Below are 16,605 nucleotides of genomic sequence, written 5' to 3'. Positions count from 1 at the left end.
TACCTTATCTGGCTTACGCGTAAAGTGGGTTAAGTTTTTCAGCGTTAATTTCAAAACGCTTAATGGCTTCTGCTACCACTTTCTTCTCAACGTCACCGCGCTGAGCTAGTTCGTAAAGTGATGCCACCACAATGTATGACGCATTAACTTCAAAGTGAGTACGCAAGTTTTCACGGCTATCGCTTCGACCGAAACCGTCTGTACCTAGGCAACGGTATTCAGTTTCAATGAAAGCACGTACTTGGTCTGAGTAGTTCTTTACATAGTCAGTGGCAGAAATCGCAGGACCTGCATCTTTGGTAATTACCTGACCAATGTAAGGTACTTTTTGTTCAGCTTCTGGGTTTAGCATGTTCCAGCGTGCAACATCTTGACCTTCACGGGCTAGCTCGTTGAACGAGGTAACAGAGTAAACGTCAGAAGATACGTTGTAGTCTTCGCATAGTATCTGGGCCGCTTTACGCACTTCGTTCAAGATAGTACCTGAGCCCATTAGCTGTACGTTAAGCTTAGACTTGTCGTTTTCAACGCGCTCAAGCTTGTAAATACCTTTAATGATTTGCTCAGCAATATCATCACCTTCTGGCATTGCTGGGTGCTGATAGTTCTCGTTCATTAGTGTTAGGTAATAGAAGATATTTTCATTGTTACCGTACATGCGACGCAGACCGTCTTGAACAATAACCGCTACTTCGTAACCGTACGTTGGATCGTAAGTAATACAGTTAGGAATTAGGTTCGCCTGAACGTGTGAATGACCGTCTTGGTGCTGTAGACCTTCACCATTAAGCGTGGTTCTACCTGCTGTTGCACCTAGTAGGAAACCACGTGCTTGGCTATCACCCGCTGCCCATGCAAGGTCACCAACACGTTGGAAACCAAACATTGAGTAGTAAATGTAGAACGGAATAGTGGTTGCGTTACACGTTGAATAAGACGTACCTGACGCTACCCACGATGCCATTGCACCTAGCTCGTTGATACCTTCCTGCAGTACCTGACCTTTCTTATCTTCGCGATAGTAAGCTACCTGGTCGGCATCTTGAGGCACGTATTTCTGGCCTTCATTGGCGTAAATACCTACCTGACGGAACAAGCCTTCCATACCGAATGTACGGGCTTCATCAGGGATAATTGGCACAATACGCTTACCAATTTTCTTATCTTTCAATAGCGCGTTAAGTACACGTACAAAGGTCATGGTTGATGACACTTGACGGTCGCCAGAACCTTTCAAGATAGCGTCGAATGCGCTAAGCTCAGGAATTTCAAGCTGCTCTTCAGCTTGTTCGCGGCGAGAAGGTAAATAACCGCCTAGCGCTTCACGACGTGCACGAAGGTACTTCATTTCTTCGCTGTCTTCGTCGAACTTGAAGTATGGTAGTTCTTCAATTTTCTCATCAGCTACTGGAATGTTGAAACGGTCACGGAACTGCTTGATTGATTCAACGTCCATTTTCTTCACGTTGTGCGCTACGTTTTGCGCTTCACCTGAAGAACCTAGACCGAAACCTTTAACCGTTTTAGCAAGGATTACTGTTGGACGGCCTTTGGTATCGATGGCTTTTTGATAAGCTGCAAATACTTTCACTGGGTCGTGACCACCACGGTTCAAGCGCCAGATGTCATCATCAGACATATTTGCTACAAGCGCCGCTGTTTCAGGGTACTTGTTGAAGAAGTTCTCACGAGTGTACTTACCGCCTTTGGCTTTACAGTTCTGGTATTCACCGTCTACTGTTTCACCCATAAGCTGAATCAACTTGCCAGATTTATCACGAGCTAATAGTTCATCCCAGTAACTACCCCAGATTACTTTCACTACTTCCCAGCCTGCGCCGCGGAACGTACCTTCAAGTTCTTGGATAATTTTGCCGTTACCACGTACCGGGCCGTCTAGGCGCTGTAGGTTACAGTTGATAACGAACGTTAGGTTATCTAGACCTTCACGAGATGCTAGACCGATTGCACCCAAGCTCTCTGGCTCATCACACTCTCCATCACCCATGTAGCAGTACACGCGCTGTCCTGAACAGTCTTTAATACCACGGTTAGTTAGGTACTTAAGGAAGCGTGCTGTATAGATAGCTTGAAGTGGACCAAGACCCATAGATACGGTTGGGAACTGCCAGTAGTCTTTCATCAAGTGAGGGTGTGGGTAAGACGATAGACCATCGCCGGCACACTCTTGACGGAAGTTATTTAACTGCTCTTCAGTTAGGTTACCTTCCATGAAAGAACGCGCATAGATACCCGGAGAAATATGGCCCTGAGCGAAAATAAAGTCGCCGCCCTGGTTTTCATTGGGCGCTTTAAAGAAGTGGTTGAAGCCTACATCGTAAAGCATAGCCGATGATGCGAAGCTACCAATGTGGCCACCAAGCTCTAGGTCTTTTTTCGATGCACGCAATACAATCATTAGTGCGTTCCAACGAATAGCGGCACGGATGCGCGCTTCGATGGTCAAGTCGCCAGGCATTTTTGGCTCTTGCGCTGCAGGGATAGTATTGATGTAGGCAGTAGTAGCGTCATACGGTAAATGCGCTCCGCTGCGACGTGCTTTATCAATAAGTTTTTCGAGTAAATAGTGGGCGCGTTCTACGCCTTCCTCTTCTAAAACCGACTCAAGCGCATCAATCCACTCTTTAGTTTCTTGAGGATCTACATCTTGGTGCATCATATCAGACATGGTGCCATCCTATTTTTTGCTTATATAGAAAATCCTCCCTTAGCATTGCCTCTATCTTAAAGGCGCTAAAAGAAGGAAAACTAAATTACGTTGTACTCACAGTGACCCAATCTGGCTCACCTGCTTTTGCAGTGGCACAGGAAAAACCTGACCGGCCTCTGCGAATGAATAGCTAACTAGCCCTTATTACGAGGGTAAGACTAGGTAACTAAATCTCTAATCGTCGCAATGCGCGCTGCACGCGGGTATCGCGTTGATTAATAGTTAATAGCGTTTTTTCAATAAACGCTAAATGCGTGTTACATGCCTGGCGGGCAGCTTCAGGGTCGCGAGAAGCAATAGCCTCTACAATTTCACGACGCTGCTTCGCGATGTCTTCCACCGCTTCAGGGTGCGCAGCCAGCATGTCAAAGTTTCGTTCAATATTGTCTACCAGCATGCTTTGCATGGTGCTCATTACGTGTAACAGCACCATGTTGTGCGATGCTCTTGCCATAATGATGTAGAACTTTCCTAGCGCCTCGGCTTGAGCACGTTTACTTTCATGCGCTTTAGGCGTAGGTACGTCATTTAATGCTTGCTTCAATGCTTCATAGTCTTCAGGTTGACCACGAAGTGCCGCGTAATACGCCGCCATCCCTTCAAGGGCATGACGAAATTCAAGCAAATCGAATTGAGTTTCAGGACGCTGGCTTACAAGGTCCATCAGCGGATCTTTCATGGCTGAATTCAGGTTGCGATTTACGAACGTACCGCCGCCTTGCTTACGCTCTACCAGACCACGCGCTTGCAAATTACCTATCGCTTCTCTTAACGAGGGACGTGACACATCAAACTCAAGCGCAAGCTCTCTTTCTGGCGGTAACTTTTGACCGGCCAATAGCGTACCGTCGAGTATCATTGACTCGAGTTGTTCGGTAATTACATCAGAGAGTTTTTTTCGCTGCTGACGCATGCGCTCAACGTATCCTTTTATTTTTACCAATGCTGCTATAAGAGCGGTGAATGTAAAAAATAATCATGAAAAATTTAAACACAAACACAATTGGTAATACCATTTTACCTATCTAGTTTAAGGCAGATCGATTTCGAGGTAAATACTCCCAAGCATAGCAAAGCCTATGCTATTTGCCGGGTGTTAAGCTTTATTGTTGAATTTGTTAAGAAAAGTATTCGCTTGCGAACTGGTCTGATGAGAAGCAGATAGGATATTAGGTTAAGCAAAGCGCCTGATCTACATACAATTAATAAATAGACCAAACGCTCCAATAAGTAAGATACTTTAGTAAATGTTAAAAATAATGATTATGCCAAGCTTCCTACAAGGGTTAGCGCTGCCGTTATAACAAGTAGAAAAATAACATTACGTTTTGCTAACTTTACTAGCACTTGGGGTTCAACCGCTGCATTTTCGGCCTGTAACTGCTGTTCGTCAGGGGTTAGCACCTCGGCTTTCGAGGAAATTTGCGTTAGCACATCGTAGGCAGGAACATCAAACTGAAGCGCGTGTTTTAACCATTCAGGTAACGCTCTTGAGAAGTGCCCCATCATCAACATGCCGAAGGCGGTCACGCGAACAGGAATGTAGTCGAGAGCAAACATCAACCTACCCGCAGCCGCTTTTAAAGGGTGATTAGCGTCACACAGAGCCTCAGTGGTGCTTCTACTTAGGCAGTAAAACAGTGCGCCCGGGGCGCCAAATGCAATAAACCATAGCATCACTGCTGCGTAATGCTGGTAGTTCAGCCAAGTAAGGTGCTGGCCAAAACTTTTACCTTCAGTGCCCGCACTGCCGTCGCTTTCAGTTTGACTTGCACAATGGCCCAGCTGGTCGGTATACATACTACACGCCTGAAGGTCACCTCGGTCGGCGGCATTCAGGAAGTTTTTATAAATGCTTCTTAATACCGGACAGCCAATGCATATGAACAGCACTAAACTTTGTTCAATAAAGGTAAGGAATGCGCCAAGCAACCAGTACTCGATAGCACCTAGCACAAGTGCAGGAAGTAAAAGGTAAAAATAAAGCGCAGTAGACGATGCCTTTTTACCCCTATCCTCTATTCCCTCATCCGTTTCTTGGAACTTGATTAAACCTTTATCTTGGAGAAAAGCTCGATATTGCGCGGCATACTTTTCAATATGCCAATTCGGTGTTTTTGTTATCAGTCGTTCAAGACTAAGAACTAACAACAGACTCATTAACATCATAGGTATTGCGTTCCTTTTTCTCAGCTTCCTAGGTCGAGTAGTGTTTTATAACCCAGTTACGCGCATTCTGTATCTTGCCCAATCGAAAGCAACACCGGGATCTGTTTTACGCCCCGGCGCAATGTCATTATGACCTACAATACGCCCTAAAGTGATCCGAGGATAGTGTCGTGTAATAAAATCAGTGAGCTCGCCAAGCGCTTTATACTGCGCATCGGTAAAAGGCAGCGTATCGGTGCCTTCCAGTTCAATACCAATAGCATAATCGTTGCAACGACTGCGGCCCTGGAAGCTTGAAAGGCCCGCGTGCCACGCCCTCTGTTCAAAGGGAACAAACTGTTCTATTTCGCCCGTTCGATAAATCACACAATGGGCAGAGACTCGCAAGTCAGCAATTTCTTGATAAAAAGGATGATCGTCTGGGTTGAGCGTGCCGGTAAACAATTGTCGAATACCTGGCGTACCAAACTGTGAAGGCGGCAGTGAAATATTATGTATCACTAAAAGACTGACATCGGTATCGTCAGGGCGATCATCATAATGCGGACTTTGGGTGTACTTCGCTTTGTTATAAAGCACCATAGAATTTGCTTCGGTAATTGATTTTCTGTTTTATAGCCTACATTGTATAAGGACATAAGTGTATAGGGTTATAAGCGCTACATGCCGGTGCTAACTCAATATTTTATGCCACTGCTGTAATCGGCAGCCTTCATAAAAGCATGATTGGTAAACAGTGCCTCTCTGTTATTCGTAAGGCAGTTATCAATAAGGTAAAAACATGAATGAACAACAAGACCCGACAACATCAGCGGGTAAATGGATGGTTGCCCTTGCATGGATTTGCGGTTTTGGTTTACTTGTTTTTGTCTTCTCTGACTTACTAGAAAAACAAATAAATCCGAACAGCGAGCCCACGTCCGAACGCATTGGTTCACAAACTGAAGTGCGCCTTAAACAAAATCGCCAAGGGCATTATGTAACAACAGGCTATATCAACGGTGAGGAAGTGGTATTTCTTGTTGATACAGGTGCCACTGATGTAGCAGTTCCCGCACACTTAGCCAACAAACTCCAACTAAAAGCTGGGCGAGAAGGTTTAGCCAGCACTGCCAATGGCGTAGTAAGGGTTGCCGAATCAACAATTGACACATTACGCATTGGCGAAATTGTTGTGCGTAATGTAGACGCAAACTTAAACCCCGGTATGCAAGATGACCATATACTGCTAGGAATGAGTGTTCTTCGCCAATTAGAGTTTACTCAGCGCGGAGAATGGTTAATATTGCGTACCCTTTGAATATATAAATAGCATAGATAAAAGCGATGAAAATGACATCACCAGATATGCAGGCGATCCGAGAGCAAGTATCAAGCGCGCTTGTAGAAGATCTTGGCGGCGAATTAAATGCTGCAAACGATATTACCGCAAACCTGATAGATGAGAGCGTTACTGCAAAAGCGACCATTATTACTCGCGAGCCTTGTGTCGTTTGCGGAATTGCTTGGGCGAATCAAGCATTTGCGCTTATTGACGAGTCAGTGTCGCTAACCTGGCATGTAAAAGATGGCGACAAGGTTGAAGCTGACACGGTATTAGTGAGTTTGGAAGGCTCTGCTCGCGCTATATTAACAGCCGAACGTACAGCGCTTAACTTTCTCCAGACACTTTCTTCAACAGCTACAGTAACTGCTTTTTATGCCAAATTTCTAGCCGGCTCTAACACTAAAATTTTAGACACCCGCAAAACCTTACCCGGACTGCGCTATGCACAGAAATACGCAGTACGTTGTGGTGGAGGTCAAAACCATCGCGTAGGTTTGTTCGATGCATTTCTAATTAAAGAAAACCACATTTTTTCTTGCGGAAATATCGAAAAAGCTGTGAGTCGAGCGAAAACCATGATGCCGGGTAAGCCTGTTGAAGTAGAAGTTGAGAGCTTAGCTGAATTTGAACAGGCCCTTTCAGCAGGTGCCGATATTGTCATGCTAGATAATTTTACTAACGAACAGATCCAACAGGCAGTAGCGCTTAATAAAGGCCAATGTAAACTGGAAGTATCAGGGAACATTACTGATGAACGACTGGCATCACTTGCACAACTAGGTGTAGATTATATTTCATCTGGCGCATTAACCAAACATGTGCAGGCAATTGATTTGTCGCTTCGAATTACTCTGTCGTAGTAGAGCAGTTTATAAGGCGTTTTAATCAGCTAACTTGGTGTCAACACCTTAGTTAGCCGCTAAGCCAAAAGCGTGAGTTGTAGTATGATCAAAGATACTAGAACTCACGAATATCCCCAGTTATTTCTCGTCATGTTTTTCTGTGTATAGATAGATATACGTAGATAAGTCATTAACTTTTATACGAAAGTACAAGTGATCGCGCCTGCCATAGCGCAGTTATTCATGTCATACTTCAAAAGCTAGACATACGTATATTTGCCTATACTTGTCAGTAACAAATAAAATTCTATACTGAGTATCAAGTACCAGGGGCGTTAAAAAGGACGACTCGGGTATAAACGTCAATTTGAATTAGATTTTAAACTTTACGTGTTATACACGTCCCGGAGAAAAACCATGATGAACATGAATAACAAAAACCAAAAAGGTTTCACACTAATCGAACTAATGATTGTTGTAGCAATCATCGGTATTCTTGCAGCAATCGCATTGCCTGCTTATCAGAACTACACACAGAAAGCGAAGTTTACTGAAGTAACCAACGCTACTGCTGCTGCAAAGACTGCAGTTGAGATTTGTTACGCGTCAACTGGCGACATTGACGATTGTGATGAGGGTACAAATGGAGTTCCAGGCATCATAGGCGCAGATGCTGACACCGTCGGTGTAACAATTACTGATGGTGTCATCAAAGCAACAGCCTCTGGCGACTCAGGTCTTGTAAACGGCACTGACGCTGCTACATATACGCTAACTCCTGACGTTACAGACGGCAACGTTAAATGGGGTAAAGCTTGTCTTCCAGCAGACCTTTGCTAATAAAATAGAATCAAATAAACGCCCAGGTTAGTCTGGGCTTTTTTGTTTGTAAATTGCAAAATTTATATAAAGACTAAAAAGTTATGGCAAAAGCAGCAACCGTATTCACTTGGCAAGGTAAAGATCGTCACGGTCAAGCTCGAAAAGGCGAAATTTCTGCCACCTCGCTATCGGAAGCCAAAAACCTTTTACGTCGTCAAGGTATTTCTGCCAATAAAGTAAAGAAATTAACTAAGCCGCTATTTGGCGGCGCAAAGAAAATAACACCCGCTGATATTTCCGTTATCTCTCGTCAAATCGCGACTATGCTGGCCGCAGGTGTGACCCTTATCCAATCCCTTGAAATGATTGCGCAAGGGCATGCGAACCCGTCAGTGCGCAAACTGCTTGGTGAAATTACTGAAGAAGTCAAAGCTGGTAATCCACTATCTTCGGCGCTACGAAAACACCCCCTTTATTTTGACGACTTATATTGTGATTTGGTGTACACGGGAGAGCAATCTGGCGCGTTAGAAACCATTTACGACCGAATAGCTACTTATAAGGAAAAGGCTGAAGCACTAAAGTCAAAGATCAAAAAAGCGATGTTTTACCCTATCGCGGTTTTGGTGGTTGCTTTTATTGTTACGACTATCCTTCTTATTTTCGTTGTACCTCAGTTTGAAGAAATATTCAGCAGCTTTGGCGCTGAACTGCCTGCATTTACTGTATTTGTATTGGGGATTTCGCGGTTTGTACAAGACTACGGTATTTTCATTGCAATGGGTGTGGCAGCCGCAGGCTTTATGTTTGTGCGAGCACACAGACGGAGCCAGAAGCTGCGCGATTCGGTCGACCGCAACATTTTGAAAATTCCGGTTATTGGTGAAATACTTAAAAAAGCCAGTATTGCCCGCTTCACCCGTACCCTTGCAACCACCTTTGCAGCAGGTGTTCCGCTTATCGGCGCACTAGAATCTGCTGCGGGTGCCTCCGGTAACGCTGTCTACCGAGAAGCCATATTGTATATACGAAAAGAAGTGGCAGGCGGTATGCCAATGCATGTTGCCATGCGCGCTACCCAAGTATTCCCTGATATGGTGACGCAAATGATTGCCATTGGTGAGGAATCGGGCGCGGTTGACGAAATGCTGAGTAAAATAGCGACTATTTACGAAGCTGAAGTTGACGACATGGTAGACGGTTTAACCAGTTTACTGGAGCCTATGATTATGGCTGTACTAGGCGTAGTTATCGGCGGTCTAATCGTTGCAATGTATCTGCCTATATTCCAGATGGGTAACGTGGTATAACTTGCACATATTGCTAGCTTTGTGATTATTAGTTTGACGATTGCTAGTTCTATAAATTTGATCGATTTGGGCGACGCTTTTTAGTGGCGCCTATAAATAAGGTTTAACACTCGAATTTTTCCAATCACTATTATAACTAAAAGACCTGCACTTCATGGACGCCATAATAACGCTTAGTCAGCTCTACCCTGCTGTATTTTATTCTCTTGTTTTTTTCGTAAGCTTAATGGTGGGCAGTTTCCTAAACGTAGTGATTTATCGCCTGCCTATTATGATGGAGCGCAGCTGGCAGCAAGAGTATGAAAGCTATTTTAATGATAGCGCAAATGGCGGTGAAAATAACAACGCCAGCATACCTGCCGATAGTACGACACCCGCACCTGCGAAAACTTTCAACCTAGTAAAACCAGACAGCACCTGCCCGAGCTGCGGCCACAAAATTCGCGCTTGGGAAAATATCCCGGTTATCAGCTACCTGTTTCTAAAGGGCAAATGTGCTAAATGCAAAGTAGGTATTTCAATACGCTACCCGCTTGTTGAGCTTTTCACAGCTATAGCCTGTACCTTCGCTGCTTATCAGTTTGGCGTGACTTCACAGGCAGTGTGGGTGGTAATCTTCACCTATGTGCTTGTTGCGCTGCTGTTTATTGACTTAGATAAAATGTTGCTACCCGACCAGCTAACACTGCCTCTACTTTGGCTAGGCTTACTGTTGAGTACACAAAACATATTTGTTGGCACTACCGATGCCATTGTCGGTGCAGCAGCTGGCTATTTAAGCTTATGGTCTGTTTACTGGCTATTTAAGTTAGTTACTGGTAAGGAAGGCATGGGCTATGGCGATTTTAAACTGCTAGCTGCACTTGGGGCATTTACTGGCTGGCAAGGGCTACCTGTTATTATTTTGTTGTCCTCATTTGTGGGGGCCATTGCGGGCATACTCATTATGGTCATTCAGAATAAGGGCAAGTCGTTAGCAATTCCTTTTGGCCCCTATTTGGCTGTGGCAGGCTGGCTAACACTACTGTACAAAGAAGAAATCATTACTGCCTATCTTAATGCAGTGCTATAAACCCAAGCGTTACTTAACCTCAAGTAGCACGTTAACTTCAGGTAACGCTCTAACTTCAAGGCTTAATGATTATGGATAAACAAAACGTGTTCGTAGTGGGCCTTACCGGCGGTATAGGCAGCGGCAAATCGGCTGCTACTACTATTTTTGAAAAGCTCGGCATTGATATTGTGGATGCTGACGAAGTTGCGCGTGACGTAGTTGAAGTAGGTTCAGAAGGCTTACGACAAATTGCCGAGCATTTTGGCGAAACGATTCTGCTAGAAGATGGAAGCCTTAATCGCGCGGCCCTTCGCGAAAAGATCTTTGCTGCCGAAGAAGAAAAACATTGGTTAAATGGTTTGCTGCACCCCCTTATCCGCTCTCGAATGCAACAGCTAATCAGCGAGTCAACATCGCCCTATTGTATTTTATCTGTACCCTTACTTGTTGAAAACAAACTAACTGAGATGTGCAACCATGTAGTGGTGGTAGATTGCCCAGAGATATTGCAGCTTGAACGGGCATTAAAACGGGACGGCAGCACAGCGCAAACCATAAAAAGTATTATGGCTTCCCAGGCTACACGCAAAGAACGCATTGAGGCGGCAAACGACGTTCTGGATAACAGCACGACCTTGGAAGCGCTTGCCAGTCAAATATCAACTTTACACCAAAAACTACTAAGCCTTGCTTCAGTGTAAACGTAAGTGGTTTGCACAATAGCAAACCGCTTCTGCCTCTACTTTTCATACCTACCGTTGCTGTTTGGCTTTTCTGCTTCTCACTTCTGCCTAACTCTTATGATTAGCTCTTCTGTTTCTTTCTTCTGTTTTCATTTGAGGCCTTACCATTTTTTCTTATAACGGGCCTTCCCGATTAACATAATTACTTTTTGAAACTTTTTTGAACAATCAACGTCAAAGTAAGCATTTGTCGAACAAGTAGACTTGGCTTCAAAGCCTTGATGCTTTAGGCTTGCTGTTATTCGCCGCACTACAAGGTCGTAGTGCAGTTTCTCTAAGTCTATGTGTTTTAAGGGGTTCCATGGGTAGCGCTGTATTCGAGTTTCCACTAAAGGAAAAAGTACGTAACTATTTACGTGTTGAGCAGCTGCTTGGTCAACTTAAAATAACCGCCAAATCAGAACACACGCACCTTCAGCTTGTGTTTTTTGAACAACTTTTCGAACTGCTCGACCTAATAGAAAGGCTCGATCTTCGTTCCGATTTAACAAAAGATCTTGAAGCTCACGAGAAGAATTTAGTCTATTGGTCAAAACACCCAAAAATAGACAGTACGGCGCTAGAGCAAGCGTTGAAAACAGTACTTACTTTAAAGCAAAAGCTAAAGACAGATCGCCGTTTTGGTAGCGCGCTTAAAGATGACAAACTGCTTAGCGCCATTAGACAGCGCTTTGCCATACCCGGCGGCGCATGTAGCTTTGACCTTCCTAATTTGCACTTTTGGTTACAGCAGCCGCTTGAACAGCGTCAAATTGAGATTGCACAATGGTTAGAGACTTTAGGGCTTCTTGACGATGCAATTGCGGTTAGCCTATCGTTTATCCGCGAACGAGGTCAGTTTGTAAATGCGGTGGCAGAGAATGGCTTTTACCAAGGCGCGGCGGAAGATAAGAACGAACTTATACGCGTGAAGTGCAGCGTAGATGAAGGCTACTACCCAACCTTAAGTGGCAATAAATACCGTTACGCCCTGCGTTTTATGTTGTTTTCGCCGCAAGAAGGCCAAGCTGGCGCAGTGGAAAACAGTATTCAGTTTCGTTTAGCGGCCTGCTAAACTCCACCTTTATTCAATATTTTTCGTCTTGGGTACTTTCTTTGTTCATAGTTCATAGTTCATAGTTCATAGATTGTGCCGCCAAGACGTATTTCACTGGAGTCTATTATGGAAGTGAAATGTCCTATCTGCACCAAACAGGTTGTTTGGGCGCCAACCAGCGAATATCGTCCTTTTTGTAGTAAAAAGTGTCAGCTTATTGATTTAGGGGAGTGGGCTGCAGAAGACAGAAAGATTGCGGGTAAGCCTGCAGAAGACGCCACGCCTAAAGATATCGATGTGGAAGAAATTGAGGCGATGTTGGCGCAGCAGTCTGATGACTTTTTTAAACACTAATTTTGTAGCCGCATTTTCACACTAGTAAAAAGGAATAGTAATGTTTAACTCTATCGCACTTGTTGGTGGTACTCATGGCAATGAAACCAGTGGTATTCAGCTTATTAAAAACTGGCAACAGTTTGGGCTGCCTTCGCGATTTAATGAGCTAAACGTTTCATTAAATATAGCAAACGAAGCCGCTCTAGACGCTAACGTGCGGTTTGTAGAAGAGGATTTAAATCGGCAGTTTACCTTTGAGCGCTTATCTAATGACAACACCGCTGAAGAAGCCGTGCTCGCTAAATCATTGAATGAAAAATTCGGTCCGAAAGGTAACTCAAATACCGACTTTGTTATTGATATCCATAACACCACCAGCGAGATGGGCGCTACGCTAATTATTTTAGAGGCTGATGACTTCCACGTTCAGCTAGCACGGTTCGTTAAGCAACAGATGCCTGAAGCGAATATTCTAGTGGAAGATGAGAAGCCTTATTTAGAGCACGGCTATCTGTGTACTACGGGTAAGAAAGGCGTAATGATAGAGGTGGGTGGTCAGCCTCAAGGTGTATTAAGAGAAGATGTGTACCTTTTAACACAAACCATGGCCGAAGCCATTTTAGATTTTTGTGTCGCCTATAATAATCAAGAAATAAAAACAGACGCATTACCAAAGTGCGAAGCATTTCGTTTGGGAGAAAACGTAAGTTTTCCTTTAGACGAAAATGGCAAGCGTACCGCTATGGTTCATCATTCATTACAAGACAATGACTTTAAGCCCTTGTTACCAGGCTCTCCCATGTTTAGAACCTTTGATGGCAAAGATATTCTATGGGACGGCGAGAAAGAAACCTATCCTCATTTCATTAACGAAGCGGCGTACTTCAAACTGGACGTTGCATTTGCCACTGCCGAGCGTATAGAGCTTTAATTTAGCGTTTGCAGGCCGGGAGCTGAAACGACTTAAATATGCTATTTGAATGCTATTCAAATGCACTGCAGCTTAAGTAAACGGTATTCGTGCCGGCTTATCGAATTAGCGTGTTAAATTTAACACGCTAATTAAAAAAAATGGCCACATCTTGATGTGGCCATTTTTTTTATTACTGTAATGCGTTGATTATAGGAACGTTCGCTTCTGGGAAGTCTGCTGCGTTAAGCGCCTGCACATTGACCCACCGCGACTGTTGGCCTTCTTTCCCATGGGGCTCACCGGTAAAATCACACACGCGATGAACGTCTAGTTTAACTTGCTTGTCGCCGTAATCATGGGTTATCACAATCACCGGCTCACTGTGGTTTACGCTAATACCTACTTCTTCAGCAAGCTCTCGCCTTAACGCCTGAAGCACGGTCTCACCCGCTTCCACTTTGCCGCCAGGAAACTCCCATTTCCCGCCTTGGTGAACGTTATCTGGCCGAAGGGTAATGAAAATTTCATCGCCGCGGGCGATAACGCCCACAGCAACATGTACTACTTTCATTACTTAAGCTTACCGTGACACTGCTTATACTTTTTACCAGAGCCACAAGGACATGGGTCGTTACGGCCTACTTTCGCACCTTCGCGAACTTGGGTACGTACTTTGTCACTTGCCTCTTCTGGCGTGGCGTTCGCTTCTTCGTGTTCAAAGTTCTTAGGTACATCGTCAGCTTGACGACGTTGCTCTTCAACTTTTTGTACGTCTTCTTCAGCTTGCACTTTTACACGCGCAAGAATAGTGATCACTTCAACTTTAAGCGCTTCTAGCATTTGCGAGAACAAGGCAAACGACTCACGCTTGTATTCTTGCTTAGGGTTCTTCTGCGCATAGCCACGTAGGTGAATGCCCTGGCGTAGGTGGTCCATTGCTGCCAAATGCTCTTTCCAGTGGCTATCTAGGTTTTGAAGCATTACCGCTTTTTCAAACTGGCGCAGTACCTGCTCGCCCACTACCGCTTCTTTCTGCTTATAGGCGCTTACCACTTCGCCTAAAATGCGCTCTCGAAGCTTCTCTTCGTAAAGCTTGTCGTCATTTTCAAGCCAGGTTTTAATTGGCAAGTCTACGGCGAAGTCGGCACGCATGCGCTCTTCAAGGCCGCTTACATCCCACATTTCTTCAAGAGATTGTGGCGGAATGTATTCATCGACAACACTTGAAATAACATCTTCACGAATAGCTGCGATAGTCTCGCTAATATCACCTTCATCAAGAAGTTCATTACGCTGTTCGTAAATAACTTTACGCTGATCGTTGGCTACATCATCGTATTCAAGCAACTGCTTACGAATATCGAAGTTACGACCTTCTACTTTGCGTTGAGCATTTTCAATGGCGCGAGTTACCCATGGGTGCTCAATAGCTTCACCGCGCTCCATGCCCAAACGCTTCATCATATTGCCCATTTTTTCAGAGGCAAAGATACGCATTAGCGCGTCGTCTAATGATAGGTAGAAACGGCTTGAACCCGGGTCGCCCTGACGGCCTGAACGTCCGCGAAGCTGGTTATCAATACGGCGAGATTCGTGACGCTCGGTACCGATAATGTGTAAACCACCAGCTTCAAGCACTGCGTCGTGGCTCTTCTTCCATTCAGCTTTAATCTTTTCGATTTGCGCTTCAGTTGGGTTTTCAATTTTCTCAACTTCCGCTTGCCAGTTACCACCTAACACAATATCGGTACCACGACCTGCCATATTGGTCGCAATAGTTACAGCGCCGGGCTTACCAGCCTGTGCAACGATATCCGCCTCGTGTTCGTGGAACTTAGCGTTTAGTACCTTATGAGGGATTTTCGATTTCTTGAGAATGCGAGAAATCAGCTCTGAGTTCTCGATAGAAACCGTACCTACAAGGGTAGGCTGACCGCGCTTAACGCACTCTTTAATGTCTTCAACAATGGCTTCGTATTTTTCTTCTGCCGTTAGGTAGATAAGGTCAGCCATGTCTTTACGCTGCATAGGGCGGTTTGTTGGAATAACAACCGTCTCTAAGCCGTAAATATGATTAAATTCAAAGGCTTCTGTATCGGCAGTACCTGTCATACCCGCAAGCTTGTTATACAAGCGGAAGTAATTCTGGAAGGTAATTGACGCAAGGGTTTGGTTTTCGTTTTGAATACGAACGCCTTCTTTTGCTTCAACCGCTTGATGCAAACCTTCAGACCAGCGACGGCCTTCCATAGTACGACCCGTGTGCTCGTCAACAATAACGATTTGGTCGTCTTTAACAATGTAGTCTACGTCTTTCGCGAACAGCTTGTGCGCGCGAAGTGCCGCATTGATATGGTGCAGCAATGAGATATTACCAGCAGCGAACAGCGACTCACCTTCAGGCAATAAGCCTTCTTCATGAAGTATCTCTTCAACGTGTAATTGACCGCGCTCGGTAAGGTGTATTTGTTTTGCTTTCAGGTCGATAGTGTAATCACCATCGCCTTCTTGGCCTTCCTCATCTTCTTTTTCTTGCTGAACAAGCTTAGGAATGATGACGTTGATACGGCGATATAATTCTGAGCTATCTTCAGCCTGGCCAGAGATAATAAGTGGCGTACGGGCTTCGTCAATAAGGATGGAATCAACTTCATCCACTACTGCATAGTTAAGCGGGCGCTGAACGCGATCCTGAGGGCTAAACGCCATATTGTCGCGTAGGTAATCAAAACCAAACTCGTTGTTGGTTCCATAGGTAACATCTGCTTGGTAAGCGTCGCGCTTTTGTTCAGGTGACATACCCGGTACGTTACATCCAACGCGCATGCCTAGGAAATTAAATAGCTGATTACTCCACTCAGCATCACGACGTGCTAAGTAGTCATTCACGGTAACAACGTGAACACCTTTGCCAGATAGGGCATTAAGGTAAGTTGGCAAAGTAGCCGTAAGAGTTTTACCTTCACCGGTACGCATTTCCGAAATTTTGCCTTCGTGAAGTACTTGGCCACCTAGCATTTGCACGTCGAAATGACGCATTCCGTAAACACGTTTACTGGCTTCACGCACCGTAGCAAAGGCTTCAATAAGGATACTATCTAGGCTTTCACCTTTTTCGATACGGGCCTTAAATTCGTCAGTTTTTGCCTTTAGCGCCTCATCGGAAAGCTTTTCAAATTCTGCTTCCAGTGCATTAATGGCATCTACGTTTTTGCGTAATTTTTTTAATAATCGGTCGTTTCTACTACCGAATACTTTTCGAAGGATGCTTGAAAACATTAGCTTTTATATTCCACTACTTGTCGAGGCGCCGCACATCGTG

Annotated in this window: 15 protein-coding genes; 9 read left to right on the top strand and 6 right to left on the bottom strand. The window is 44.7% G+C overall.

Going from position 1 to position 16,605, the window contains the following annotated elements:
* Positions 1-13: 13 nt before the first annotated feature.
* The 4 genes from aceE to ampD form a co-directional block, all read right to left on the bottom strand.
* Positions 14-2,689, bottom strand: a complete 2,676-nt coding sequence (aceE, locus tag IW644_RS06070; protein ID WP_269916848.1) for a pyruvate dehydrogenase (acetyl-transferring), homodimeric type — start codon at positions 2,687-2,689, stop codon at positions 14-16.
* A gap of 208 nt (positions 2,690-2,897) precedes the next feature.
* Positions 2,898-3,644 carry a pyruvate dehydrogenase complex transcriptional repressor PdhR gene (pdhR, locus tag IW644_RS06065; protein WP_012519423.1) on the bottom strand — a complete coding sequence of 249 codons (747 nt, stop codon included), beginning with the start codon at positions 3,642-3,644 and terminating at the stop codon, positions 2,898-2,900.
* Between the two features lie 350 nt (positions 3,645-3,994).
* Positions 3,995-4,900, bottom strand: a complete 906-nt coding sequence (gene ampE / locus IW644_RS06060) for a beta-lactamase regulator AmpE (RefSeq protein ID WP_269916847.1) — start codon at positions 4,898-4,900, stop codon at positions 3,995-3,997.
* A 45-nt stretch (positions 4,901-4,945) separates the two neighbouring features.
* Positions 4,946-5,482 (bottom strand): 1,6-anhydro-N-acetylmuramyl-L-alanine amidase AmpD, encoded by a 537-nt coding sequence (ampD, locus tag IW644_RS06055; protein WP_269916846.1) that lies wholly within the window; start codon positions 5,480-5,482, stop codon positions 4,946-4,948.
* A 199-nt stretch (positions 5,483-5,681) separates the two neighbouring features.
* Here ampD and IW644_RS06050 point away from each other — a divergent pair, with 199 nt between their 5' ends.
* The 9 genes from IW644_RS06050 to IW644_RS06010 all read left to right on the top strand — a co-directional run bounded on the left by IW644_RS06050 (position 5,682) and on the right by IW644_RS06010 (position 13,301).
* The gene (locus IW644_RS06050; RefSeq protein ID WP_269916845.1) at positions 5,682-6,200 is read left to right on the top strand and encodes a retropepsin-like aspartic protease family protein; all 519 of its coding nucleotides are present in this window, start codon (positions 5,682-5,684) and stop codon (positions 6,198-6,200) included.
* Positions 6,201-6,232: 32 nt separating this feature from the next.
* Entirely contained in the window at positions 6,233-7,087 is an 855-nt protein-coding gene (gene nadC / locus IW644_RS06045) for a carboxylating nicotinate-nucleotide diphosphorylase (RefSeq protein ID WP_269916844.1), read from the top strand.
* Between the two features lie 399 nt (positions 7,088-7,486).
* Positions 7,487-7,909, top strand: a complete 423-nt coding sequence (locus tag IW644_RS06040; protein WP_269916843.1) for a pilin — start codon at positions 7,487-7,489, stop codon at positions 7,907-7,909.
* An 83-nt stretch (positions 7,910-7,992) separates the two neighbouring features.
* Positions 7,993-9,201, top strand: coding sequence for a type II secretion system F family protein (locus IW644_RS06035; RefSeq protein WP_269916842.1), 1,209 nt, complete (start codon positions 7,993-7,995; stop codon positions 9,199-9,201).
* A 154-nt stretch (positions 9,202-9,355) separates the two neighbouring features.
* Complete coding sequence (locus tag IW644_RS06030) at positions 9,356-10,273, top strand: prepilin peptidase (protein WP_269916841.1); 918 nt, start codon at positions 9,356-9,358, stop codon at positions 10,271-10,273.
* A gap of 71 nt (positions 10,274-10,344) precedes the next feature.
* The gene (gene coaE, locus IW644_RS06025) at positions 10,345-10,956 is read left to right on the top strand and encodes a dephospho-CoA kinase (protein WP_269916840.1); all 612 of its coding nucleotides are present in this window, start codon (positions 10,345-10,347) and stop codon (positions 10,954-10,956) included.
* Positions 10,957-11,299: 343 nt separating this feature from the next.
* The gene (zapD, locus tag IW644_RS06020) at positions 11,300-12,052 is read left to right on the top strand and encodes a cell division protein ZapD (RefSeq protein ID WP_269916839.1); all 753 of its coding nucleotides are present in this window, start codon (positions 11,300-11,302) and stop codon (positions 12,050-12,052) included.
* A gap of 108 nt (positions 12,053-12,160) precedes the next feature.
* Complete coding sequence (gene yacG, locus IW644_RS06015) at positions 12,161-12,388, top strand: DNA gyrase inhibitor YacG (protein WP_269916838.1); 228 nt, start codon at positions 12,161-12,163, stop codon at positions 12,386-12,388.
* A gap of 40 nt (positions 12,389-12,428) precedes the next feature.
* Positions 12,429-13,301: an aspartoacylase gene (locus IW644_RS06010; protein ID WP_269916837.1), complete on the top strand. Its 873-nt coding sequence runs from the start codon at positions 12,429-12,431 to the stop codon at positions 13,299-13,301.
* 172 nt (positions 13,302-13,473) lie between these two features.
* Here IW644_RS06010 and mutT read toward each other — a convergent pair whose 3' ends face one another.
* Both mutT and secA read right to left on the bottom strand, forming a co-directional pair.
* Positions 13,474-13,854 (bottom strand): 8-oxo-dGTP diphosphatase MutT, encoded by a 381-nt coding sequence (gene mutT, locus IW644_RS06005; RefSeq protein ID WP_269916836.1) that lies wholly within the window; start codon positions 13,852-13,854, stop codon positions 13,474-13,476.
* On the bottom strand, positions 13,854-16,562 hold the full coding sequence (gene secA / locus IW644_RS06000) for a preprotein translocase subunit SecA (protein ID WP_269916835.1): 2,709 nt from the start codon (positions 16,560-16,562) through the stop codon (positions 13,854-13,856). Before secA ends, mutT begins: the two co-directional genes overlap by 1 nt.
* Positions 16,563-16,605 lie beyond the last annotated feature (43 nt).

This window comes from Alteromonas sp. PRIM-21 (assembly GCF_027563165.1).
GTDB classification, from domain to species: domain Bacteria; phylum Pseudomonadota; class Gammaproteobacteria; order Enterobacterales; family Alteromonadaceae; genus Alteromonas; species Alteromonas macleodii_A.
Note: the sequence above shows the minus strand (reverse complement) of the source record. Positions and strands in the feature narration are given on the sequence as shown.